This window comes from Streptomyces sp. NPDC023541, assembly GCF_055559995.1.
Map to the genome: position 1 here is coordinate 6,545 of NZ_JBVHJO010000032.1, position 23,544 is coordinate 30,088.

The 23,544-nt window shown below is 68.1% G+C and carries 19 protein-coding genes and 1 pseudogene; 17 read left to right on the forward strand and 3 right to left on the reverse strand.

The window, feature by feature from the left end; translation table 11 throughout:
- Positions 1-968: 968 nt before the first annotated feature.
- The 3 genes from ACZ3X1_RS36475 to ACZ3X1_RS36485 all read right to left on the reverse strand — a co-directional run bounded on the left by ACZ3X1_RS36475 (position 969) and on the right by ACZ3X1_RS36485 (position 3,851).
- A complete protein-coding gene (locus ACZ3X1_RS36475; protein ID WP_467283752.1) occupies positions 969-2,045 on the reverse strand; it encodes a ParB/RepB/Spo0J family partition protein in 1,077 nt (358 codons plus the stop codon).
- On the reverse strand, positions 2,042-3,187 hold the full coding sequence (locus ACZ3X1_RS36480; protein ID WP_467283755.1) for a ParA family protein: 1,146 nt from the start codon (positions 3,185-3,187) through the stop codon (positions 2,042-2,044). Before ACZ3X1_RS36480 ends, ACZ3X1_RS36475 begins: the two co-directional genes overlap by 4 nt.
- A gap of 274 nt (positions 3,188-3,461) precedes the next feature.
- Positions 3,462-3,851, reverse strand: coding sequence for a helix-turn-helix domain-containing protein (locus ACZ3X1_RS36485; protein WP_467283757.1), 390 nt, complete (start codon positions 3,849-3,851; stop codon positions 3,462-3,464).
- Positions 3,852-3,996: 145 nt separating this feature from the next.
- Here ACZ3X1_RS36485 and ACZ3X1_RS36490 point away from each other — a divergent pair, with 145 nt between their 5' ends.
- The 17 genes and pseudogenes from ACZ3X1_RS36490 (at position 3,997) to ACZ3X1_RS36570 (ending at position 23,333) form a co-directional block, all read left to right on the forward strand.
- A complete protein-coding gene (locus ACZ3X1_RS36490; protein WP_467283759.1) occupies positions 3,997-5,172 on the forward strand; it encodes a conjugal transfer protein in 1,176 nt (391 codons plus the stop codon).
- A gap of 42 nt (positions 5,173-5,214) precedes the next feature.
- Positions 5,215-5,448: a hypothetical protein gene (locus ACZ3X1_RS36495; protein WP_467283762.1), complete on the forward strand. Its 234-nt coding sequence runs from the start codon at positions 5,215-5,217 to the stop codon at positions 5,446-5,448.
- Positions 5,445-5,999, forward strand: a complete 555-nt coding sequence (locus tag ACZ3X1_RS36500; protein WP_467283764.1) for a hypothetical protein — start codon at positions 5,445-5,447, stop codon at positions 5,997-5,999. The genes ACZ3X1_RS36495 and ACZ3X1_RS36500 overlap by 4 nt, the downstream gene beginning before the upstream one ends.
- 15 nt (positions 6,000-6,014) lie before the next feature.
- Complete coding sequence (locus ACZ3X1_RS36505; RefSeq protein WP_467283766.1) at positions 6,015-8,579, forward strand: ATP-binding protein; 2,565 nt, start codon at positions 6,015-6,017, stop codon at positions 8,577-8,579.
- Positions 8,576-9,172, forward strand: coding sequence for a hypothetical protein (locus ACZ3X1_RS36510; RefSeq protein ID WP_467283767.1), 597 nt, complete (start codon positions 8,576-8,578; stop codon positions 9,170-9,172). The genes ACZ3X1_RS36505 and ACZ3X1_RS36510 overlap by 4 nt, the downstream gene beginning before the upstream one ends.
- Before the next feature lie 2 nt (positions 9,173-9,174).
- Complete coding sequence (locus tag ACZ3X1_RS36515) at positions 9,175-11,334, forward strand: hypothetical protein (protein ID WP_467283770.1); 2,160 nt, start codon at positions 9,175-9,177, stop codon at positions 11,332-11,334.
- Positions 11,331-12,116 carry a hypothetical protein gene (locus ACZ3X1_RS36520; protein WP_467283772.1) on the forward strand — a complete coding sequence of 262 codons (786 nt, stop codon included), beginning with the start codon at positions 11,331-11,333 and terminating at the stop codon, positions 12,114-12,116. The genes ACZ3X1_RS36515 and ACZ3X1_RS36520 overlap by 4 nt, the downstream gene beginning before the upstream one ends.
- Positions 12,117-12,119: 3 nt before the next feature.
- On the forward strand, positions 12,120-13,409 hold the full coding sequence (locus ACZ3X1_RS36525; protein ID WP_467283775.1) for a peptidase M23: 1,290 nt from the start codon (positions 12,120-12,122) through the stop codon (positions 13,407-13,409).
- Positions 13,410-13,470: 61 nt separating this feature from the next.
- The gene (locus ACZ3X1_RS36530) at positions 13,471-13,914 is read left to right on the forward strand and encodes an Lsr2 dimerization domain-containing protein (RefSeq protein ID WP_467283777.1); all 444 of its coding nucleotides are present in this window, start codon (positions 13,471-13,473) and stop codon (positions 13,912-13,914) included.
- Between the two features lie 93 nt (positions 13,915-14,007).
- Entirely contained in the window at positions 14,008-14,856 is an 849-nt protein-coding gene (locus ACZ3X1_RS36535) for a hypothetical protein (RefSeq protein WP_467283780.1), read from the forward strand.
- 20 nt (positions 14,857-14,876) lie between these two features.
- A complete protein-coding gene (locus ACZ3X1_RS36540) occupies positions 14,877-15,629 on the forward strand; it encodes a nuclease-related domain-containing protein (RefSeq protein WP_467283781.1) in 753 nt (250 codons plus the stop codon).
- A 723-nt stretch (positions 15,630-16,352) separates the two neighbouring features.
- Positions 16,353-17,033 (forward strand): annotated as a pseudogene (locus ACZ3X1_RS36545) (XRE family transcriptional regulator); the annotation flags it as partial.
- Between the two features lie 233 nt (positions 17,034-17,266).
- The gene (locus tag ACZ3X1_RS36550) at positions 17,267-17,608 is read left to right on the forward strand and encodes a hypothetical protein (RefSeq protein ID WP_467283783.1); all 342 of its coding nucleotides are present in this window, start codon (positions 17,267-17,269) and stop codon (positions 17,606-17,608) included.
- 1,345 nt (positions 17,609-18,953) lie between these two features.
- Positions 18,954-19,745 (forward strand): hypothetical protein, encoded by a 792-nt coding sequence (locus ACZ3X1_RS36555; protein WP_467283785.1) that lies wholly within the window; start codon positions 18,954-18,956, stop codon positions 19,743-19,745.
- A gap of 199 nt (positions 19,746-19,944) precedes the next feature.
- The gene (locus ACZ3X1_RS36560) at positions 19,945-20,127 is read left to right on the forward strand and encodes a hypothetical protein (protein WP_467283787.1); all 183 of its coding nucleotides are present in this window, start codon (positions 19,945-19,947) and stop codon (positions 20,125-20,127) included.
- 333 nt (positions 20,128-20,460) lie between these two features.
- Positions 20,461-21,111 (forward strand): hypothetical protein, encoded by a 651-nt coding sequence (locus ACZ3X1_RS36565; RefSeq protein ID WP_467283789.1) that lies wholly within the window; start codon positions 20,461-20,463, stop codon positions 21,109-21,111.
- The gene (locus ACZ3X1_RS36570) at positions 21,108-23,333 is read left to right on the forward strand and encodes a type IV secretory system conjugative DNA transfer family protein (protein ID WP_467283790.1); all 2,226 of its coding nucleotides are present in this window, start codon (positions 21,108-21,110) and stop codon (positions 23,331-23,333) included. Before ACZ3X1_RS36565 ends, ACZ3X1_RS36570 begins: the two co-directional genes overlap by 4 nt.
- Positions 23,334-23,544: the final 211 nt, after the last annotated feature.

The window sequence follows — 23,544 nt, forward strand, 5'->3', positions numbered from 1 at the left end:
CGGCGGCGTTCACCGTGCCGGGGACCGTCGGCCCCTGGGGGGCCTTTGGGTCCCCGTCCCGGGCCGCCGGGCCGTGGTCGCCCCCTGGCGGGGGCGGCGCGGTGTGGCCCGGCGGCGTTCACCGTGCCGGGGACCGTCGGCCCCTGGGGGGCCTTTGGGTCCCCGTCCCGGGCCGCCGGGCCGTGGTCGCCCCCTGGCGGGGGCGGCTGCTTCTTTGGCTGTGGGCAGGTCCGGCCCGCTGGCGCGTTCCGAACCTGCCCACAGCGGCCGGCTTGCGCCGGCTGCCACGGCCCGCCACGGCTCCTGTTTCTTGCAGGGCCGTGGTTGCCAACGCACTTCCAGAGTCGCTCCTTGGGAACGTCAGGAGCGAGCCTTGGCCGCGGCGTTGCGGACCCGTCCCGCTGCCAGGCGGCTCCGGCCACAATGCCAGCCGGTAGACGGGGGCTTCCCTCGGTCGGTCGGGCAGCGTCAGCCGACCGTCGGTTCTGTGGGGGGTGCCAGGATCGCGCAGCGACCGCGAAGCGGCTTGTCCTGGCACCCCCCACAGGTTCGGCGGTAGCCCTCCGGGGGCCCGACCGACCGAGGGAAGCCCCTGGCCCACCCCACCACCACCCCACCGGCCGGCAGTCAACCGACAACCCCGACCCCCTTGGGAGTGAGGGCCCGCCGGAGGCGTCCTCTTTCGCGCGAGCAGGACCACCCGCCCCCTGCCACAGACCTGGAAGTCATCCGGACAGCGCCCTCTCCCGCACCGGGGTGCTTACGGCGTAAGCACTTGGGGTGGTGCCGGCTGTCGGGTGGCTGGGGTGCTTACGGCGTAAGCACTTGGGGTGGTGCCGGCTGTCGGGTGGCCGGGGTGCTTACGGCGTAAGCACTTGGGGTGGTGCCGGCTGTCGGGTGGCCGGGGTGCTTACGGCGTAAGCACCCCCGGCGCCGTTCAGTGTGCTGCGTGCCCTGACAGGCTCGGCTCAGCCCTCGTGGGCGGCCAGCAGCCGTTCGAGCAGCACGGTCCTCTGCTCGGCGTCCATCTTTTCGAAGACGAGGTCCGCCACGCCGTTGCCGTCGTGCCACGGAACCCTGGGCAGTTTCCGGATGTCCTTCATCCAAGGGGACTCGGGCAGGGACGAATCGTCGCCCTCCTCGGCACTGGGCACTTCCGAGGGAAGCGGATGGGAGTCGGATCCGACAGGTGAACCGGAGCCACCCACGGGCTCCGGATCTTCCGCATGGCGGGCCGGCGGGACCGTCACAGCATCAGCCGGAGTGCTTACGGCGTAAGCACCCGCCGACGGATCCGGACGGCTCTCCTTGTCCTGCTTTCGCTGTCCCTGGGCGGCTTCCGCCGCAGCCTGCTGCTCTTCGCCCGGCAGTCGGCCCACCCGACGGGCCACCTCCACCGGAAGGGTCTTGTCCTCCACCGCCTGCTGCAGCTCGGGGGTGAGCTTCAGCAGAGCCATGCGCTGGGTGACCCATCCGCTCGACTTGCCCAGAGCCCTGGCGACAGCCCGCTGCGAGCCGTGCACCTCCACAAGCCGGCTAAGTGCCCTGGCCTCATCCAAAGGAGCGAGGTCCTCGTGCTGGACAGCGGCGATGAGCGCGGTCTCCAACAGCCTGTCCGGAGTCTCGGCGAAGGAGTCGTCGAGATGGACGGGAACATCGTCGAGCCCCGCCAGGTTGGCCGCGGCCAACCGACGGTTGCCGTCCACGACGACATACTCGGAGCCGGCCAGCGTCTCCTCGTGCTCCGGGTGGGCTCCGAGGAACGCGGACCGGCTCACCACCGTGAGGGGTTGGATGACCCCGCGAGCGGCGAGGCTGTCGGCCAGGTCCTCGACTTCCTTGAGCTCCTCCCGGGGGTTGTACGGGTTGTGGGCCAGTGCCGCGACCGGAAGACGGCCCGCCCGCGGAGCGGTCGGCGCCACTGTCCCCGCCGGGTCCTGCGGCTCGGGGTGGTTGAACCGGGCGAAGGCCGCCGCACGGCTGCTGATCGGCTGGGCCACCGCGTCGAACGTCGCAGACTCCCCCAACATGTCCGCCTTGCTCATGCCGTCCTCACCGCCCGTGCAATCTTCCGCATCTGGTGCGCCTGCTCGGACTCGGGCGCGTACTCCAGCAGAGGCCGCTGCGTGCGCACCGCCTCCCGCTGCTCCTTCAGGTCGGGCACGACGGCCAGGACCGGAGGCGTCCCGAGCGACTTCCACCTCTCCAGGGACGACGTGGCGATGTACCCCCGCCGGCTGTCGAACTTGTTGACCACCAGGCCGATCTGCTCGATGACGATGTCGTAGTCACGGGCCAGCGACTCCGTCTGCTGGATGAGCATGCCGTACGCCTGCGCGGAGGTGTCCTCGGCCTCGACCGGGATCACGAGGCCGGAGGAGCCGGGCTTCTCCTCCTCGCGCTGGCGGGCGTAGTAGAGAGCGGCGTCCATGGACAGCCCCAGGCTCGGAGGGGAGTCGATGACGATGACGTCGAAGTGCTCTTCAAGAGGCGCCAGTGCCCGTTCGAACGTGGCGTGGCGCGGCCCGCGGAAGACGGTGAGCCCCGAGTCGAGGAGGAAGGCGTCGAACGCGGCGGGGAGGATGCGCAGGCGCCCTTCGAACCGGTCGCCCTCTATGGCCACCGTCAGGTCGAGCAGCGGCATCCTCGCCTGCTCGCGGTGGAGCATGTGGGTGATAAGGCTTTCCTCACCGGCAGGAACAGCCTTGAGGCCGAGCTGGTGCGAGAGATGGCCCTGTGCGTCGTAGTCCACCAGCAGGACACGCTGCCCGTCCTCGGCGAGTGCCTGGGCCAGACCTGCCGACACGGCGGTCTTGCCGACGCCGCCCTTCTGGTTGCAGACGACGAGCCGCCGAGTCACCGGCCGGACACCCGCAGGGTGTTCGGCAAGCCAGAGCGCCACCGACTGGGCGAGTCCCTGGATGTAGGAGACCCCGCGGTCACGACAGTCCTCCTTGAAGGCGTCGTAGAGGCCCTCGGGAAGGTAGGTGCCGAACGAGTCGGCACCCGCTGTGTCGACGAGTGGAAGCTGATCGGTACAGCCTTGCCACAACCGGATGCCGGCGGCCACGGCATCCTGCATGTCCGTCTGGAGCTGCGCCGCACGGACCTTGAGGCTCTGCTGGAGGTGGGCGGGCAGCTTGGAGTTCAGCTTTTCCCGCTCCCCTGCCGGATTCGGAGAAGACATAGACGGCAGCATACTGCCGTGATCTTCGTTTGAGGTGCTCTTTTGGATGTGTTTTGCCGCGCAAGTGCAGTCCATCGGCTGTCGGGTGACGGTAGTTTCTCCCTGTCCTTCCCCGGTGGGGGCGCCTGACCGTGCGCGGTGCGCGGCGACAGGGGCCACTCCGGCGTCAGGTCTGAACCGGGCATTCCGGATGATCAAGCGGTGAACTTGATCAAGTCGGAATCAAAAGGAATGGTTGAGTTCTCAATCGTCCGTTTGTTTATCGACAAATCCATCACCCTCGCCGTTTGGGGGGAGTGCTCCCCCTGATGGTCTGTTCGCTGGTATTGAAGGCGGATTGGAGGATCGGCACCCACCGATTCGGCAGGCCCTGGCGCCCGGTTTCCACATTGCAATACGTGGCCGGGGTAACCCCGATGAGTCTGGCTACCTCGTTCTGTGTCAGACCTCGCGCTTCGCGCAGATCCTTCAGCGTGCCGCTGTCCGAGGGGCCATCCAGCAGGTCAGACGGGTCGACGCCGAGGAATCCGGCCAGCTTGACCAGGTGTCCGGCATTGGGTCGCTGATCCTTCGTCTCCCACATCGAAACGGCGCTGCGGGAGCATCCCACAGCGTCCGCCAATTGTGCTTGTGGGATGTCGCGAAGCCTTCGCAGATCGCGCACGAGCCATCCCCTGAGGCGCCTGGCCTCTGCTCCCGATCGCATGGCGCCGAACTCTACTCGCAGCGATACATACTTTTTTGACGATCACTCAGTGACGGCGTAGTGTCCGACCGGTTCGGCCATCGCGGGGGAGGGTCATCGGGGGATGAGTACGTTCAAGAAGATCGTCTGGAAGGTGCTGAACCTTCCGGATCCCAAGCCCAAGCCCCGGCCTCAGGACGCGCCTTCCACGGCCGTTCCTGCTTCAGACGGCGAGACTCCCGCCGCGGTTCCCGCAGCGCAAGTGCCCGCCGGGGCCCAGGCATGGGTGGCCGCCGGCAAGCGCGTGCAGTCCGACCGCACCGCTCCCGTTTCCGTCGAGGAACCGCCCCGGAGCCAGTCCGCCCCGAAGCGCAGGTCGGCGGAGACCGGCCAGCAGGCCGCCCCCTGGCGGGTCGAGGAAGAGAACAGCGGAACGAAGGCGCTCGTCAAGCTGGGACGCGTCACGCTGTGGATCGTCGTGGGCCTGGCCGTGGTGACCGGGGTCAGGAGCTGGTTCTGGCCGAACCAGGCTCCCGCGACGGTCGCTCCGCAGGTGAAGGCGGCGCCGCCTGCCTACCCCGTCCAGCAGGCGCAGGCCGTCGCCGGCCGGTTCGCCTTCAGCTATCTGACGTGGGACGAGGCCAACCCGCAGGCCCGTAACCAGGCCCTGGCGCGCGACATGCCTCAGGGCCAGGACACCGCGCAGGGCTGGAACGCGAAGGGCAAGCAGGATGTCGTCACCGTCGTGCCTGGAGCGGTCACCGAACTGGGCGACTCCCGCTCCCGAGTCCACATCGACGTCCTCGTGAACGCTCCGGCCGTACCGGCGAAGGACCAGCAGCCGGCCAAGCCGGCCGAGCAGCGCTGGGTGGGTCTGGAGGTTCCGGTGCTCATCACCTCCGACCGGGCCGTTGTGACGGGAGCGCCCGGCATCGTCGGCGTGCCGACATCCGGCCCCGCCCTTCCCGCCCAGAAGGCCAAGAACTCCGACGCCCCTATGTCCGACCAGACCAAGTCGGTCGTGTCCGGCTTCTTCACCGAATACGCCAAGGGCGAGGCCGACGGAGTCATGGCTCCGGGAGCCGTCATCCCGCCCCTGCCGGCCGGGATGACGCTGGGCACCGTCCAGAGCTGGACGGTTGACGAGGGGTCCGGCGACAAGCGGACCGGCACGGCAGTGGTGGTCTGGAAGATCGGCTCGACCGAGCTGGAGCAGTCCTACCGGGTCGACATCACCCGCGTGGTGGCGGCTTCCGCCGAGCGCTGGCAGGTCGCCGACGTCCACGGCGGAACTTCCTGACTGTCCACTCCCGCCCGCAAATTCGACAAGGGGAACGAAACAATGCAGACGCTGGCTCTCACCGACGGCGCAAGCCTTCTCGGCTGGACCAAGACGATCGCCGGGAACATCTTCCTGATCATCCTGCTGGTCCGTGCAGTGATGCACTACTCCAAGCGCGAGTGGGGCGAGCTGATCGGCCACATCATTGCCGGTGTCATCGTCGCCGGATTCGTCTTCCAGACCGATGCGACCAAGCAGCTTCTGGTCGACATATGGGGCAAGGTCTCCGGATGAGGGTGGGGCACACCTACACGCGGCACTTCGACCTGGAGACCCGGCAGCACGAGATCCTGGGCATCGACCTGGGTGAAGGCCCGTCCCGACGGCTGCTGATCACCGGTGCTGTCGTCTACGTGGCGTGGACCGGTGGCCTGCTGCTGATCTTCGGAATGCCGTCGCAGGTCACCTTCACGCTCTACTTCGTGCCACCCGCCATGGTCACCTTCTACGGGGCCCAGCGCTCCCGTATGAAGGAGCGCCGGTGGAATCTGACCCAGTGGGCCCTGACCGTTCGCTACCTGACGGTAGGACACCGGCCTGTGATCAACGGCGGACGCCGGGCCGCCGACCGCTCCGAGTGGCTGCCGCTGCGCGGCCGGCTCGGCGACCGCTTCGAGGCGGTCATTGAACTTCCCGGCCTGGGGGTGCTGGACGGCGCTCTGGGAGCGGACGTAGTGCATCCGACGGCGGGCCGCGAGGCCCGGATCGATCTAAAGGCCAGGCTGTACGGCGCCGACGCCGTCTATCGGGCCCACCGGCGTGCCGGCAGCAAGCAGAAGCAGTAGCGAGGGGTAACGGGGATGAAGATCGCAAAGGCTGTCGGCAAGCTTCTGGGGGTGACCGGGGACCGCAGCGCGCCGCCGCCGCGGTACGTGGCCGTCTCGGACGGCCTGCTGGTGACGGAGACCCACGCCGAGGCGTGGTTCGTGCTGCGAAGCAGCAACACGGACCTGATGTCCGAGGCGGCCCGGGACGCTGAGCACGATCAGGTTGCGGCGACGCTGGCCCGGACGCTCGCCGGCATGGACTGCCATCTGCGGATCCTGTGGAGCCCGCTCAACGCGGACGACTACCGGGCCGAGGCGGAGGAACTGTTCAGCGCGGGCGACCACCGGGCGTGGGCCGAGGCCAGGGTCGAGCGCCTGCAGCAGCTCGATCTCCCCAACCGCCACCTCCTGCTGGGCGTGCGTATCCAGGAGCGGTCCACACAGGCGCAGGCCCGCGGCCGCGGCAGCCTGCAGGACGCTCTCGGCATCCGCACGCACGCGGTACCGCCGCGTGAGCTCGCCCGCCTGGACGCCCTTGCCCGCCGGCTCGGCCGGCAGTTGCAGTCCACGCCCTGGCAGGCGGAGCTCGCGCCGGTGGAGATGCTGGCGTGGATGATCGCCCGTGAGCAGCACCGGCTGAGCGCGCTGCCCAGCCCGAACTCCGCCGGTGTCATCTCCGGAGCCAAGGTCGCCGCCCTCACCCGGGGGCGGGTCGTGCCGTACTCCGACCACGTCCGGGTCATCGACGCGCAGGGTGAAGTAGCGGCCTGGACCTCGGTGCTGACCATGGATGGCTTCCCCGAGGAGATGGAGTCCCCGGGGCCGGGAGAGTGGCTGCGGGCGGTCAGTGAGATCACCTACGTGCCGGAACTCGACGACACCCTCCAGGACTTCGCCGACGACGTGGCGATCCTCCCGGTCAACCCCGAGCCCAGCGTCCGCTTCCGGGTCCTGCACCGGCGTGACGCGCTCAAGATGATCGACGAGATGCGCCGCCTGGCCAAGGAACAGCGGCAGAGCGCGGCCAAGCACTCCGCCGGCGAGACCGCCCAGGAGATCGAGGAGACCGAAGAGGTCATGGCCGTGCTCACGCGCGACATGAAGCGTGAGGACGTGACCCTTCTCCAGGACCACCCCCGTCTGGTGATCTCCAGTGACGTCTCCCTGAACGACCTGAGAAACAAAATCGATGCGACGATCGCCTACTACGGCGGTCTGGGCATCGAGTGCTCAGTGGGCGCCGAAGAGCAGAAGGAGCTCTGGCTCGAAAGCCTGCCCGGCGACCGCGTCCGCGTCCCCGACCTGTCCCACACCCGCACCGTCGGCGCACTCGCCGGCAGTTGGTTCTGGGGAGGTGCTTCGGTCGGTGATGACACCGGCCCGATCGTCGGCTACCTGACGGGCACCACACCCGGCATCGTCCGCGCCGACATCACCGCCGGACCGGACCGCGGCGACGCCACGACGACCGCGCTGGTGGGCAGGTCGGGCCGCGGCAAGACGACGGCCATGATGCTGATGCTGCTGGACGCCGCCTTCCGCGGATCGTTCGTCCTGGCCCTGGACTTCAAGGGCGACATGGGCGGCCTGGTGGCCTCCGGCGAGTACTACGGGCTGAACGCGCACCTGGTCGAGGCGACCAGCAGGTACGCGGGCGCCTTCGACCTGTTCACCCTCCTGACCGGCGAGAGCGCCGAGCGCGCACAGACCGAGGTGGCGGGCCAGCTCGGTATCGCCCTGCCTCAGCACCTGCGCAACCGGGGGGCCGAGACTCCGATCCAGAGCGCCGTCAACCTCGTCATGGGCGAGGGCGAGCCGGCGACCTGGAAGGTCATCGAGCACCTGCGCCGCAGCGAGGACGAGCTGGCCCGGGAGACCGGCGAGGCCCTGCACGAGCTGGCCCAGACCGGCATCGGCGCACCCTTCATGGGCAAGCCGACGGGCGAGACGCTGATCGCCCCCGAGCCCGGCCTGTGGGTCGTCCAGATCCCCGGCATCACCCTGCCGTCCCCGGACGACGAGCGCACGGACTGGTCCGTGCACCAGCGCCTCAGCGTCGCCCTGGTCCACTCCATGCTGGCGTTCGGGATCTCGATGGCCGCCCGCAAGGACCTGCGAGGTCTGCGGAAAACCATCGCGGTGCCCGAGGCCCATGTGCTGACCGCGACCCGCGAGGGCGCCAGCTTCCTCCAGTGGATCGCGCGTGTCGGCCGCGCCCTGCGCATGGGGCTGGTCATCGACACCCAGGACGTGGAGTCGCTGGGCAAGCTGACGGGCCTGCTGGAGCAGATCAGCATGATGTTCGGCTTCCAGCTGACCACCGCCGAGCAGCAGGACGCCCTCGCGGCCCTGCTGGACCTGCCGCAGGGGCCGCACACCCGGCAGCTGATCCAGGCCATCGGCCTGGACCCGTCCCGCCGCAACTCCGTCCGCCACGGCCACGCGATCATGCGCGACCCGCGGTTCAACAACGCGACCATCCAGTTCGACGTCCCGTCAGAGCACCTGCACCAGCTCCTGAGCACGACGCCGAAGGCCGAGAACGGCCCGAGCGCGCCGGAGCCGGTGTTCCTGGAGAAGGAGGAGTCAGGGGTATGAGGCGCATCGCCATGACCATCACGGCCGCCGCCGCGGTGCTGGCCGTCGCAGGCTGCTCGTCGGACAAGGGGGCCGGTGACCGGCCCGCGCCCAAGGACCCGACGGCCGCCGCGGTGGAAGCCGCCCGTGTCTACCAGGAAGCGCGCAACGACGACGACTGGGCGAAGGCCTGCGCGATGCAGACCGACCGCTACCGGGACGGCACCGTCGAAGCCTGCGTCGCAGAGCACCAGAAGCCGAGCCCCACGCCGACGCCGTCGCCCTCGGAGAGTTCGCCGCCGCCTTTGGAGTACGCGGACGGGACCACCATGCGGATAAAGCCGAAGGCATCAGCGAGCGGTCCGGAGCGGGCGGACATGGGCCCGGTCACGGCAGGCAGTCCCGTGCCCGTCCCCGCCATCGGAGACCATCCGGCGGGCACCGGCGTGCAGGTCGAGTACTCGGTCACGTGGCCCACCAGCAGCAGCACGAGCCGCGACGCCCTCCGCCTGGTGCAGCAGGGCGACAAGTGGCTGGTCGACCAGGCCGAGGACATCTTCGAGTCCGACATCGCGCACGGGAACCCCGTTCACGACGCCCTGATGAGGCGGTGACCGTGACCCCTACGAAGACCTACCGGTTCAGCGTGCTCAGGCTGCTGATCCGGCTGCAGCACTTCCGGCTGCCCCGCAAACGGAACATCCTGATTCCGATCATCGGGGTATACGCCACGCTCATGGCCATGGCGCAGTCCGCATGGGCCGCGGACATCGCGCCGGTCGGAGTCGGCGACCTGCTTCCGTCGGTCGAGATCAAGCGCACCGGCCCGGGCACCCTGTACGAGGAATACGGCAACCCTCTCCTGTTCACGCTGGACAGCGACTACGGCATGTGGGACGTGTTCGATCCCATCCTGGAACTTCCCGCGGACATCTGCATGGCACTCACCGCGACCATCGGAAGCGCCTGCGTGCTGATCGTCCAGTGGATCTTCAACCTGACGACGATTCCGGCGGTGGAAAACGCGATCGCCACGTCCATCGGCGCCGCTTCGAAGACGCTGACGAACACCCTTCTGCCGTCGGCGATGATCGTCGGCGCCCTGGTGGCGTGGGCCAACCACCGCAAGGCACCGGGCAGCGCCCTAGGACAGATGGGCTGGGTCGCAGTCTCCACGATCTTCTCCCTCTCCCTGCTCCTCTCGCCGTCGACGTGGATCAGTGGCATCGACAATGTCCGCACGGTGGGCTCTTCGATCGCGATGAACGCCGCCGACGCGGGCATCGGTGACGGCACGAAGGAGCCCATCGACCTCGGCACCTCCCCCCAGTTCGGGACCAACGAGCGCGACAACATGCTCCGCAAAAGCGGGGACGCCGTCTGGCGGACGTTCGTCGTCACGCCTTGGTGCGTGGCCGAGTTCGGATCGACCGAAGCATGCAAGGCGCACGGCAAGGAACTGCTCGACCAAGGGGTGATGAAGGGCAAGAGGAAGGACTGGCTCCAGAAAAACGTGACAAAGGGCGCGGTCGGAGAGGACTCCGTCACATGGCGGCAGGGCCACACCCCTGTCGGCCGCATCATGGTGACGATCCCGGCACTCATCTGCGTCGTCCTGTTCGCGGCTCTGTTGCTGGCTCTGGCATTCGCCAGCCTGGCATCCCTGCTCGGTGCCCTGATGCTCCTCTTCAGCGGCGTCATATTCGCCTGTCTGTGGGTCATACCCGGGCGCCCCAGAACGTGGGGCGTCAGGTTCTTCGACACCCTGTTGGGCTTCGTGCTGCAGAGCGCCATCTCGACCATGGTCCTCGGGTCCGTGCTGGTGATCATGACTGCCTCGACGAAGGCCATGGAGGACGTGGGGTACGCGGCTTCGGCCGGCATCTCCATCGCGGCGGCCATCGTCGCCTTCAAGTTCCGCGGCATCATGGAGTCGATCGTCGGTGTCACCGGTATGACCTCGCCGGTCGCCGCCATGGGAGGCCTTCTCGCGGCCCGCGGCGCGGCCAAGGCGGGCTGGGGTCTGACCAAGGCCGCCGGCCGCGGTCTCGTCGCGATGCACGCGCCGCGGATGCCCCGGTTCCCGAGGTTCCCGCGTCGCGGTGGCGGCAGCGGGGGCGGTGACCTGGGTGGTGGCGTTCCGCAGCTGCCCGGTGGCGGTTCACCGGGCGCGATCGCAGGTTCCCGGCGTCCGATGCCGCCGCTTCCCACGGGACAGAACGGTGCGGCCTCGCTGCCCGCAGGCAAGAGCCGTACGGCCATCGGCCCGCTGACGAGCCGTCCGGAGCTCCCTGCGTCCAGCGCGCCGGCCACGGGCCGGTCCGTCGCCGACGGACCCGCCAAGGCGATTCCCGGAAGCCGTGTCACCGGCCAGGCCCCTCGCCCGGAGCTGCCCGCCGGCACCCGCCGCAACGGCACTGCGGCCCGCGGACAGGCGGCGACCTCCCGCTCCGCCGACGCCACGGCCTCGGCGGGCCGCCCCGCAGCTGCCCAGGCCGCGCCGCACGCCCAGGTCTCCGCGGCACGTCCTTCGTCGGCGCTCCGTCCGGAAGCCGGCGGGGACGCCAGCTACTCCTTCCGGTCCGCCCCGGAGCCGGGCCGCCCGGCGCCGAGGCTGATCCGGCACCGGGTGATCAGCAGCACGCCGAACCGCCCGCCCGCCGCCAGCGGCTCGACGGGTCCGAACCCGGCACGTCCTGCGACGCCCGGCCGGACCACCCGCACCACCGGCCGCCGTATGGCAGTGCCGGGCATGCGCCGGAGGGGAAGCCAGTGAGCGACGAGAAGGACAAGCCGAGGACGGTCTCCGACTTCCGGGATCTGCTGAAGGAGCAGTACGAACTCCCGGAAGAGGCGCGGGGCGGAAAGAGGAAAGAGCGGCGCCGGGCGCGTCAAGAGCACAAGCGCGCCCGCAAGGAGACCACACGCCGCGTTCTGGAGGAGGAGCGCCGGCGCGAGCCGATGACCCCTGCGGGGGCCGCCATCGTCATCGCGGTGATCTTCGCCATCGGATGGGGTACGAGCCACTGGATCGGCAAGGACGACGAAGCCGGTCCGGGTGCCGTGGCTGTGTCCAGCCCGAGCCCGAGCCCGACGGCTGCGGCCTCCAGCGCGAGCCCGGCGTCCCCGTCTCCTTCCCGGTTCGTGGTGTCGCCTTACCCGTCCCCGCCGGTGGACCTGAGCACGCCGGAGAAGACGGTGAAGGGGTGGGGGCAGGTCTACCTGACCCGCAGTCCTCCGGTCGACCTGAACCACAAGCCGTCCGTCGAGCGCGCCGCGCCGTGGATGACGGAGGCGCTGGCCGTGAACCTGGGGGCGAACGAGGATCGGATCTGGGACCAGATGATGTCCAACGGGGGCATCTCGACGGTCCTGTCCGTCGACGTGGCCAAGGCTGCCGAAGGGCTGCCCGTGGACACCCCGTTGAGGGTATGGCGGCAGGCCACGGTCAAGGCGAGGATCGACGGCTACAACACGTACGAGAAGACCTACGTGTTCCAGGCCGAGATGACGCACAGCTCCAAGGGCTGGCGTGTGGCCAGGGTGTTGGGGGTCTGAGCTGTGAACACGCGCCAGGCCGTCATGATGGCCTCGGGGGTGGCGCGTCGGGGGGCGATGCTCAAGATCGTCATACCCGCCGCCGTCCTGTTCTTCGTCTTCCTGGTCGCCTTGGGCATCGTTGCCAGCGTTGCAGGCAGCAGCCAGGCGTCGGTGGCCGCCTGCGGTGACGCCGGTCAGCCCGACACGCAGTACGACGACGGCGACGACAGTGGGGGCGGCACGCAGGGAGGAGGCCGTCCCAGCGGCAGCCTCAGGGCCCAGCAGATAGCCAACGCCAGGATCATCGACGGTGAGGCCGCCGCCGCGGGTCTGTCCGGCAGGGCCACACTGATCGCGCTGATGACCGCGCTGCAGGAATCCACGCTGATCAACCTCGACCACGGAGACCGGGACAGCGTCGGCCTGTTCCAGCAGCGTACGTCGACGGGGTGGGGGACCATCCAGCAGATCATGGACCCCCACTACTCCTCCAAGATGTTCCTCCTCGGCAAGGGCTTCCGTGCCGGCGACAACGGCGACCCGCCGGGTCTGACCGACATCCAGGGCTGGGACACCATGCCCATGGGTGACGCGGCCCAGAAGGTGCAGCGCAGCGCCTACCCGACGCTGTACACGGGGCAGGAATCCGAGGCCCGCCGGATAGCGCAGGAGGCGGGCATCGACCTGAACCGGGGCGGCAATCCGGCCCCCACCGGGACCGGGTCGGGGGCGCCCCAGCCTCCCAACTATGGCACCTACCCGAGCGGCTATTCGAGCCCGCCGTCGACCGAGCGGCCCACACAGGGCATGTTCGACCGCTGCGAGGGCAAGGAGTTCGCCGACCGCCGACCCACCTCCTCGCCGGGCGAGCCGGGTGAGAAGTTCCACGACGGAAACGCCCCCTGGCCAGCGGAGGTCAAGAACCGGCGCTCCACGGAGGACGCCATCGCTTGGGCGCGGAGGGAGGCCGAGCACCCCACCGACGACTGGTTCCGATGGTGCCTGCGATTCACGGCCACGTCCTACGGGTGGACTTCCGCCGGCAGTGGACACGCCATCGACCACTACTGGTCGATGCCCTCCTCGATGCGCCACACCAAGGACAGGAACCCGCCGCCCGGTGCCCTGCTGTACTGGCGCACCGACAGCCGTTCCGGGCACGTGGCGCTCTTCGTCGGCGACGGCATGATCGCTTCGAACGACATCCGGGAGAAGGGCAAGATCAGCATCGTCCCCGCCGAGGAGATCGAGCGGAAGTGGGGCGCGGTCTACGAGGGTTGGGCCCCTCCGTACTTCCCCAACGGCGGATAGGGGGACGTCCCCCTATCGCGGCCGTTTGAGATCATCGCAGCAAGAACAAAGGAGTACGGCCATGGCCGAAAAGGTAATTCTGGTCGATGACCTGGACGGTCAGAGCACCGCAGGAGTCGAGCGGATCGCGTTTGCCTGGAAGGGCAAGGAGTACGAGATCGACCTGAGTGCCGCTCACGTCGAGGAGTACGACAAGCTGTTCGGCCCTCTCGTGGCGGCGGCGCGTCCCCGTCAGGCCGCCGCCCGCAAACGCGGTGCGGCCAAGCCCAAGTCGGACGGGGCCGACCAGCGCATCCGCGCATGGGCGAAGAAGGCCGGCCGTGAGGTCCCGCGTTCCGGCCCGGTGCCGCAGGAACTGCGTGACGCCTACGCGGCCGAGAACGCCACCCCGGACCTCTTCCCCGTGGTTCCGGCCCAGCAGGCGCCCGCCGCCCGGGAAGCCGTCCCGGCGGCTCCTGCCGAGCAGGTGTCGGCCGCCCACGAGAATCCGTACATCGGCCGTTGAGGCAGCGCCCGCGCCGGGAGAACCGGCGCGGGCAGGGCGACGCGGCCCGTGTCGGCAGCACGGGGACGGATCTGCACGAACGAAGGAAGAGGAATGCCTGTTGTGAAGGACCCTGACCAGGTCCCGCTCACCCCCGTCTACACCATCGTGATCCACGACGACGGCAAGGCCAGCGTCGACGGGCAGGCAGTGCACGGTATCCCCGGCCAGGATCCCCGGGACGCCGCTCTCGCCGACGTCCAGCTCCGGGCCGCCCAGCGCGGCCACCCGGTGCGGGTGAACGCCAAGGAGCCGGACGGTGCCGTGTGGCCGCTGATCGTCGACTACGACGGCGAGGTGACCCCGCTCGCCCACCCCCACCCCCAGCCTGCCCCCAAGGCCCCGGAGCCCGAACCCATCCCGCAGCCCACGCTGGCCGCCCCACCCTCCGGCCGCCCCGCCCCCACGGTGGAACCCGGCCCGGAAGCGGGGTGGGAGGACCAGCCGCCGCCGGAGTACCAGGAGATGCTGGAGAAGGCACAGGCGGCGGTGACCGTCGGGGACCTGGCTGCCGCAGCAGTGATCGCGGCCGACCTCGAGGACGCCTTGGAGGACGCCTTCGGACCGGCCCACCCCTACACCGTCAACGCCCTGGCGTTCCGCGCCTACACCGCAGCCCTCCACAAGGACTGGACCACCGCGCTGGCGCTGCACCTGCAGACGGCGGAGCGGCGCCACCAGGCCCGGGCTCCGCGTGTGGAAACGCTTCGCCTCACCCGCAACGCCCACGCCTTCTGGCGGCTCCTGGCCCAGCCGACGACGCAGCACCCGGAGGCCCACGACCCCGCCGCCGCGGCCCGCTGGGCCCCCGAACTCCTGCGCGTGCTCACCCTCACCGAGGCCGAACCGGCCCTCATCCAGACCGCCCAGCGCCTGGCGGCACGCCTGCCTGCCACCGCCTGACACCCACCGAGGGGGAACCCGTGGCCACGAGGCCCGGAGCCGGCCAGTCGGCGGCCGGTGAATACCGCCGCCGGCTCAGATCGTGGCGGACGGCGTCCCGCCGCCGCTTCCTGCGCGGCCTGCCCGCCGTCCTGCTCCTCGCCGGAGCCCTGGACTGGTGGATCGCCCGGCACATCCCGGGCCCCCCGCTCTACGGGCACGCCGCCGCCCTGGCCGTCCTCCTCGCGTGGACCGGAACCTTCGCCACGCCCCAGCACGTCCGGGCCTGGCGGTCCGGCGCCGAAGGCGAACGCCGGACCGCACGAGCACTCCGCCCGCTCTCCCGCCGGGGCGCCGTGATCCTCCACGACCGCGCGATCGGCCGTTCCGCCAACCTGGACCACATCGCCGTCGGACGCTGGGGCATCGCCTACATCGACACCAAGAACTGGCAGGCCAAGGGCGCCCGTGTCGTGCTCAGCCGCGACGGCGCGACACTCTGGTACGGCACCTACGCCCAGAACAGAACCGTCTCGACCGTGCACTGGGAAGTCCGGCAGATGACTGCCGCCCTCCGCCGCCAGCTGGACGACCTGCAGCTGGACATCCAGCCGATCATCGCCGTCCAGGGCGCCCCCGTCGGCCGCCGCGGCATCCTCACCTTCGACGGCGTCGTGATCGTCGAGGCACCGCGCCTGGCCCGCCATCTCCGCCGCCGTCGCAGGATCCTCACTCCTGACCAGATCACCCGGCTCGGCACGGCAGCCGAAAGAGCATTCCCGCCCAAGACCTGATGCTTCACGCCATAGGTCTGCCTTGGACTGCCGCGTGTGCCCTTCAGGAAATGCCCGGTCCGACGCCGAGCCTGCGCCGGATACCCACGGGCGCGGCGGCCGTGCGGGGGGCGAACTGCTGAGGATTCTCGTTGGCGGCCTGCTCTGCCGCCGTCCGCCCGCGACCGGCCTGCTCCATCCGGTGGTCGCGGGGAGGAACGGGTCCAAGCCCGAGCGGGCGTCGTGTGGTGCTCACGCCCGAAGTCTCTCACCCGGCTTGATCGTCACATCGTCGTTCTTCGAACGTCGCGGATCGGCCTGCCGTACAGCGGACACATGCGCACGGAGGCCAAGCGGCAGAAGCCTCTAAGGCTAACGGCGCGTCACTCGAACAGGCGGGGTAGACGACTCTGGCCCCCCATGTTCGTCCCGAATCGCGGGAAATCCGCAACGTCATGGTCATGCGGCAGGATGGGGATGGTTGCGGATTTCGACGTTCGCGTCGGAGACCGCGGAGAAGTCACCCTGCCTTCGTGCTGCCCGCCTGCCCTCCGCCTGGTGGGCACAGACCGTGCAGCCCGGGACTGCGGTCGGTTCGTTTCCCGGCATGGACAGGTTGACCGGTTCGCTCGAGCACCCGCCGGGCGAACCCTGATTGTGGACACCGCCGGCCATTTGACCATCCTCTCCATGTGGCTGTCGCGTAGGGCCTGATGGTGCTCCCGGACGACAGGTCAGAGCGACGGCGAACAACTCGGCGAGCCGAACGAGGCGTCGAAGCGTCTGATCCAGCGCTGGGAGTCAGGGACCAGCAGAACGCCACGAGGCGTGTACGCGAGGGCGCTGGAGCGGGTCACAGGACGTCCGGTCGAAGCACTGGGCTTCACGCTTCCCCTACCGATGGCGCGCGCTCAGGCCGATGGGAAAGGAGGGCATGACATGGACGCCGGGACAGAGGGGGGCACTTCCGTGCTCGCGAACTCACCGGCGCTTCGGCAGGCAGGCGACGACGGCTTCGTTGGGGTGTGGCTCAGCCAGTACGAGTTCTTCTCGTCCAGCCGCGGCGACACCTACGAGGGCAGGCACTACGTGGTCATCGTTCAGCACGGAAGCCGGCTGACGGCACAGAGCCTTCCCGGGGCCAGCAGCAATCCGAACAGTCCACTGACCTTGGATCTGACGGTCGACCGCAACGTCGTCACCGGAACGTGGGTCGAGCAGACAGCGTCTGAGGGGTATTACAACGGCGCCCGGTACCACGGTGCGCTGCAGCTGCTGGTCGAGCCGACCGGACGGCGTATGGCCGGGAAGTGGGTCGGTTTCGGGAAGGACTTCGACGTGAACACTGGGCCGTGGGAGCTGCGTTTGGTGGACCGGTCGGTCAGTAAGGCGGCGTTGGAGCAGTACAGCAGGCCGCCGGAGTAGCCGACCCCGGGAACATCGAACGACGGCGTGGGCCAGCTGGCCCGTCTGATCCGATGGTCGGTCTGGTGCAACGTCATATCTACGCTGTCCGAACGCAGCTGTGATGACACATGTGTCGACCCGCATGCATCGGGAGCCAAGAGGACGGTCAAACCGGTTTCCTGACGAGAAACAACAGCACTGTGACACGCGATATTCGTGATGCACGGTGGTCAAGTGGCAAGATACGTCTCATGGCCGGACCCGGAAACAAGCGGATGCTCACGAACCGTGAGTCGGCCTACGACGCTGCTTCCGGCAAGGACTGGCGGATCACGATCAACCTGCCGCCGGCTGTGGCGGGGGAACTGATCCCCAAGCTGCGGGAGATTCACCCCCGTCTGGCTGCCGCCGGTCTGATCAATGCCGTTGTCGAGCACCTCGTCCTCAGCGGTGAACAGCCTCTGGACTGGACGCGGACTGTGGCGCTGGTGCAGAAGGAGCTTGAGGCCGTGACGCCCAGGAAGCGGCCCAAGAAGGCCGTGAAGCGCAAGCCCCTGCCTCAGGGTGAGGAGCACGGGGGGCCTATCGACTGACTGGCAAACGCCCCGGGGCGTGTCCCGCGGGGCCAACGACAACTGAATCCCGAGACTCTCGCAGCCTGCTTGGTTTGGCGGCCGGTAGCGCTGCTGGAGTCTCTCACCTCACGTCAGCGTTCCCGCCCTCAGCGGGCGCTCTCGCATGACGTCATTCAGTTCTGGAGACATCATAGCCACACGTCCCCGGGTCGGCACTCTGTTGCCTGAAACCGGTGTGTCATTGACGCGCCTGTCAGGTCCATCCGAGGCTGCTTTTGCCCCGAGCCAGTCGGGTGCTCTCGACCATCTGTTCCCTTACCAAGTTCCCGCTCCGGATGCCCGGCTGCGTACCGGTGACGCTGCCCGGGCGCGTGAACGTGCCCGTATCGCGGCGCTCCTCCTCGACGACCTGCTGTTCGATGCCCCGGTTTTCTGTATCGACGCAGGCAACGCCAGAGTTGCAACCGAGCGGCCTCTGAAGTTCCTCAGCGAAGCCGCAGCGCTCGTGAACAGCGGCCAGGCGGCTTCGTACGTTGCAACGCTTCGGGAGTTTGCGTGTGCCGTCGACATCGACGGCAGCGATGACGACTGGAGTGTCAGTGCGCTGGAGCACATGACTGCCCGAGTCGACGAACTCGGCGGTTGGTGGGTCACCCGCAGGTCGGGGGGTGGCGCCGGCCGCTGGCACCTAGTCGCGGTTCTGCGGAACCGTCTTGCGCGTGAAGCGCTCAGGGAGACCGTCGAGACGGTTCGCACCCACTGGGGTGCGACTCCGCGACAGATCGACTGGCGTCGCACCCTTCGGCCTCTGTCCGCCCCACACCGCCGGACCGGCGACGTGGATCTCCCCAGTTCGATCGAGTGGGCGAAGAACGCGTTTCCGTCCTGGGCTTCGAACCTGCCCGTACGGCATCACCGGGTCCTCATGCGACGGGAGACTCCGGCCACTCCGTGGCAGCGAACCTTCCGGGAGGTTCCTCCCGGCGAGTTCTGGGAGCGTCTGCGGAGTCCGGGACCGGACTACTACCGCGACCGGTCGCGGAGCGAGTTGTTGTCCACGGCCCGGTTGGTCGTAGCTGGCTATGACGCGGACGGCGCCTGGGGTGTTGTTTCCGATACACGCCACCGGGGGTTCGCTCGGGCTCGTCGGCGAGGTCGTCACTGGTGGGTGAAGTTCTGCTGGAACGCGGCTGTCGAGTTCGTCGACAGCCGACGCGGAACCCGAACCCAGCAGTCGCCTGTCGACCGCTGGAAGCGCGTGACGGGTCCGCTTCTGTCCGGTGTACGGAAGTTCGTGTGGCCCGGTTGGACCGTGGCGACTCGGCACAGTCGGGAGCGCGTGCTTGCAGCCGTAGGTGACCGCATGGCGAGGCAGAGCCTGGCGAACTGTGCGTTGCCCCAGCGGGACCTGGAGAACGACACCGGGCAGTCCAGGAACACGATTGCGGCTGCTCTGTCACAGCTCACGAAGGACGGGGTGCTGGTCAAGACCAAGACTTATGACCAGAGCCAGGGAACCAAGTCGTCGAACGAGTACAGCGTGAACCTGCTTGTCCTGGACTTCACCGCTGAAAGTACTGAGCCACCTTGTAGTCACACCCTCGGCGCCCCCGGCCGCTCCTGGTACAGCCTCGCTACGACCCTGGCCCTCCACCCCGGCCCCCACTCAGCCCCCACTCTCTACGCCCTCAGCGGCTACACCCCCACTCCCCAGCCGGCGAAGTCCCAGCTTCAGAACGTCGAGACCGGTCTGAAAGCCCTGCTTCAGCTGAGGGTGGTCCGGCGTAGAGGCAGGGAGCAGTGGGAGCTGACTGGCCGGGCACCCAGAGAGACGGCGCAGGCAAAGAAGAGAAAGAGGCTTACGGCCGCGCGTATCGGAGAGGAGAGGAGGTCGTTCAAGGCTGCTTGGCAGGCGACCAGGGACGAGCTGAGCCGTAGGTGGGAGGAACAGAGGGAGAGGGCTCTGGCGCGTCGTGCAGCGAACGACCAGGTGCGACGTGAGGTCTGGTGGAGCAGTTTGACGGAGGGCGAGCGCAGAACTCGGCGGTCTGACTGGAAGGCTCGTTTCTCGGCCATGCCGCCGGCCTTCCGTGAGGCCCGGGTAGCAGTGCTGGCCGAGCGAAGGCACCTGGCCGCTCAGGGAGCCGCTGCCTAGACGCGAACCTCTGAGACCTGCCGGAGTTCCGGCACCAGAACCCTGAAGGCAACCGGGAGTTGGCCGCCAGGGTGTAAAGTCATGTGTAAAGAAGGGTGTTAGGGATGGTCCTTCCTGTACCTCCTCTGACCTGCGGATTCTTTCTCTCCACACTGATACCACCCACTCCCTACGTCCCTTGAAAGTAGGTGGTATCAGTGTGGAGAGAAAGAGAGGTCAGAGGAGGTACAGGAAGGACAGATGTGTAGTGGAAGTAGTAAGTGAAGAGGAGTGGTTGAGTGAGAGGGAGAAGAAGGAGGAGGGAGGAAGTGAGAAGGGAGAACAGAAGGAGAGAAAGAGCGAGAAGAGAAGAGATGAGTGGGGTGGTGGGGGTGGAGGTTGAGAGAAGGGTGCGGGTTGGGGGTGTGACAGTGAGGTTGGGGCGGAGGGGTTGGCTGTGTTGCGGTTTGGTGAGGTGGCTAGTGGGGGTTGGGGTTGCGGTTGGTCGTTGAGGGGTTCGGCTGCTGTGGTTGGGGGTTGCATTTCGGCTGCTGTTGGTGGGTGAGCCGGAGGCTTGTTGTGTTGTTGCCGGTTGTGGTTTGTGGGACTGGTTTGGGTTCGGGGAGTTGGTTCGGTGGAGTTGGTTGTTCGCGAGGTGCGAGTTCCGAGCAGTAGGAACTGGCAGGTAACTGATCGTGATCTCAGGTTGCTGCGGTGGGTTGGTCGTTGGCCGGGTGTGACGAGCGACCAGGTTGTGAGGGAGTTCGAGGCTGAGGCTGTCTTCCCGTCTCAGCAGGTTGTGTACCGCCGGCTTCGGGCGCTTGTTGCCATGGGGCTTTTGGATACGGGGGCGCTGGCTGGGCAGCGGTCCAGGGCGTTCTGGGTGACCCGACTGGGGATGGAGACGGCGAACATCAGCGGGAACGCGATGGCGCCGAATACGAAGGAGTACAACCACGACCTGGCCGTGGTCGACTTGGCCCATCAGTTGATGACTGTGCAACCGGATTACACGTTGGTGACCGAGCGGGAGATCCGGGCGAGGGACACACCGAACCAGTACACGGGTCCGTCCACGCCGACGTACTCGGTGATTACCGAGACCGGTTCAGGTCGTCGGTACCCGGACCTGGTGACTGTCGCGCCGGATGGGGTTGTGTGGGCGCATGAGCTGGAGCGGACGCGGAAGCCGCGGCCTCGGCTTGTGCGGAACATGCTGACGTACGTGAACGCCGACCACATTCACTTCGTCATGTACTGGGCATGGCCGGAACTCCTGGCGAATGTGGAGCTCGCTGCTGCGGAGGCGAACGCAAGGTCGCTGGAGTTGGGGCGAGGCGAGCAGATCGCGTTTCGGGTGTGGAGCCGGGAGGGGTTGAAGAAGTGAGCAAGGCGAAGGCACAGAACACGCGGGGGGATCGCGCTGGGAGGCCGGCGACTCAGTGGCAGGGTTCCCAGCCGATCAACCCGAACAGCAGCGAGGCGATTGCCCGGGCTGCCGGGGTTCTGTTGGCCGTGCTGAACCCGGTGGCGGCGCTGTTGGTCTTTGTGCTGGTCGCCAGCGGGAGGCGTCTGAGCAAGAGCGTTCGCAGGTGGGTGTGCTGGACGGGTTTGGCGGCAGTCGCCGTAGGGGCCTGGCTCGGTACGTTCCGCTGGTATCTGCGTCCCTACCGTGAACTGTGGGCGGTGATGTGGGAGAACCCCGAACAGGCCGGATTGGCTCACCTTGTCGCAGAGAACTGGCGAAGTTGGATAGCGGACCAGTTGCCGTTCTCGTTGACGGTCGCTGTGGGCGTCGGGGGTGTATGGCTGCTGAGGCGGGCACGGTTCCAGGCAGAGTGGCGTTCTTTGCCGGAACCGGTCAGTGAGAAGAAGCTGGATTCGGCGCTTCAGGATCTGGCGCAGAACGACAACCGAAAGCCGGCCCGCACGCTGGACGATCTGCGGATCCGGCTCGGCGTGGACAAGCTCACCGGGGAACCCGCGGAGATAGCCGGCCGGGCGTTGCAGAGGCACGGGTTCATTCCTGGTGCGAGCGGCTACGGCAAGTCCCGGACCATCGAGCAGCTGGTGTACGAGCTGTGTGTCAGCGTGCACGCGCGCCCGCTCGGCATCTCGTTCCTCTTCGCCGACATGAAGGCCGATCCGCAGTTGATCGAGGCGATGCACGGTGGCGCCGTTCACGCCGGCCGCCAGTTCAAGCTGGTGACCATCACCGGTGCGGGCACCACGTACAACCCGATCCGGCACGGAACTGCTGAGCAGATCCGCAGTCGGATCGTGGAGTGTCTGGACCAGGTCGCGGGCGGTGGCTTCAGTGAGCCCCACCACCGTGAAGCAGCGGAGGAGTTCCTGCTTTTCGTGGTCCGTGCACTGGACGACCTGGTGGCCGGGCAGGTTCAGGAGATCTTCCCTGACGGAACCCGTCGTGCCTGGCGCCGGGATCTTCCGGACCTGGCCCGCCTCATGACGTTGAAGGCCCTGGGGAGTCGAGCAGACAAACTCACCGCCCGAGTGCAGCGGGATGTCAGCGACTACCTCACATACCTGGACACGGAAGCGAAGGATCTCAAGAGGTCGATCCCTGGTTTGGCGACCCGTGTGCGGAATCTCGTCAGCGGTGACGCTGGCCGGGTTCTGATCGAGGCCGAGGGAGGCATCGACCTTTACGAGTCTGTCCACCGCGGCGACATCGTCCTGTTCTCCCTTGCGGCGAACACCGACGCCAAGGCGGCTCGACAGATCGGCAACCTGTTCCTCACCGATCTCGGAGCGGTCGGCGACCGCCTGCTCGGAGAGAACTACGGAGAGGACGGCGGGCTGTTCATCGCGGGCGTCGACGAGTTCAGCGGACTGGGCGGGTCGACGATGGGAGGGCTCTTCCAACGGCTGCGAGCGGCTGGCGGTGGGCTGCTGATCTGCACCCAGGACCTGGCCGACCTCCAGGAGGTCTCGGACGCGTTCCTCAACGCTGTCCTGACGAACGCGAACGTACTGCTGCTGCACCGAACCAAGGCCTCCGCCGAACAGGTCGCCCAGCTGCTGGGCACCTACCAAGGGTGGGAGGAGACGCTGCAGGTACAGGACGACATCGGGGTTCTCGGCACGACGACCGCCGGCAGCGGTGTCGGATCGCTGAGACAGATCGACCGATTCAAGGTGCACCCCAACGAGCTCAGGGAGCTTCGTGTCGGTGAGGCCATCGTCGCGGTCGGCTACCCAGAGGACACCTCCAGAACCGTGCGCATGTCGCTGGCTCCGCGCTACCCGGTCCCGGAGGGAAAGATCCGTGAGGAGGTTGAGACAGGCATTGATCTGACGAAGTCCCAGCTCCCTCCGGATGAGCCGCGGGCTCCTGCGGCTCATCCGGTTGATTGGGCCCGAGCAGCCGACTCGACAGATGCACTGGCGGTACCTGTCGTGGAGAGTGGCGCGGCGGGGGGCGCTGACTCGCCTGCTCCTGACACTGATCCCAGTCGGGACGTCGCTTTTGAAGTGTCTGAGCCTGCGAAAGACCAGGGGAGGCACAGCGCCGGGGGCTCTGTGCCAGTGCAGGCGGAGAGGGAAGCTAGCGCCCCCCGTAAGGCGGCTGAGGTGTGGGACCTCTGACAGGGGAGTGAGGCGTCGTGCTTCGCGCGACGTGTGGGGGAGTGAGGCGTCGTGCTTCGCGCGACGCGTACCGCCTCTGCCACACGCTGCGCGTGCGGCAGAGGCGGTTTGGGTGGGGTGCCCGGTTGTGTGTCGGGCACCCCACGTGTGTCGGGGGCGGGGGGTGGCGGTTGCCACCCCCCGGGCTGGTCAGCGCTTGGAGGGCAGGGGC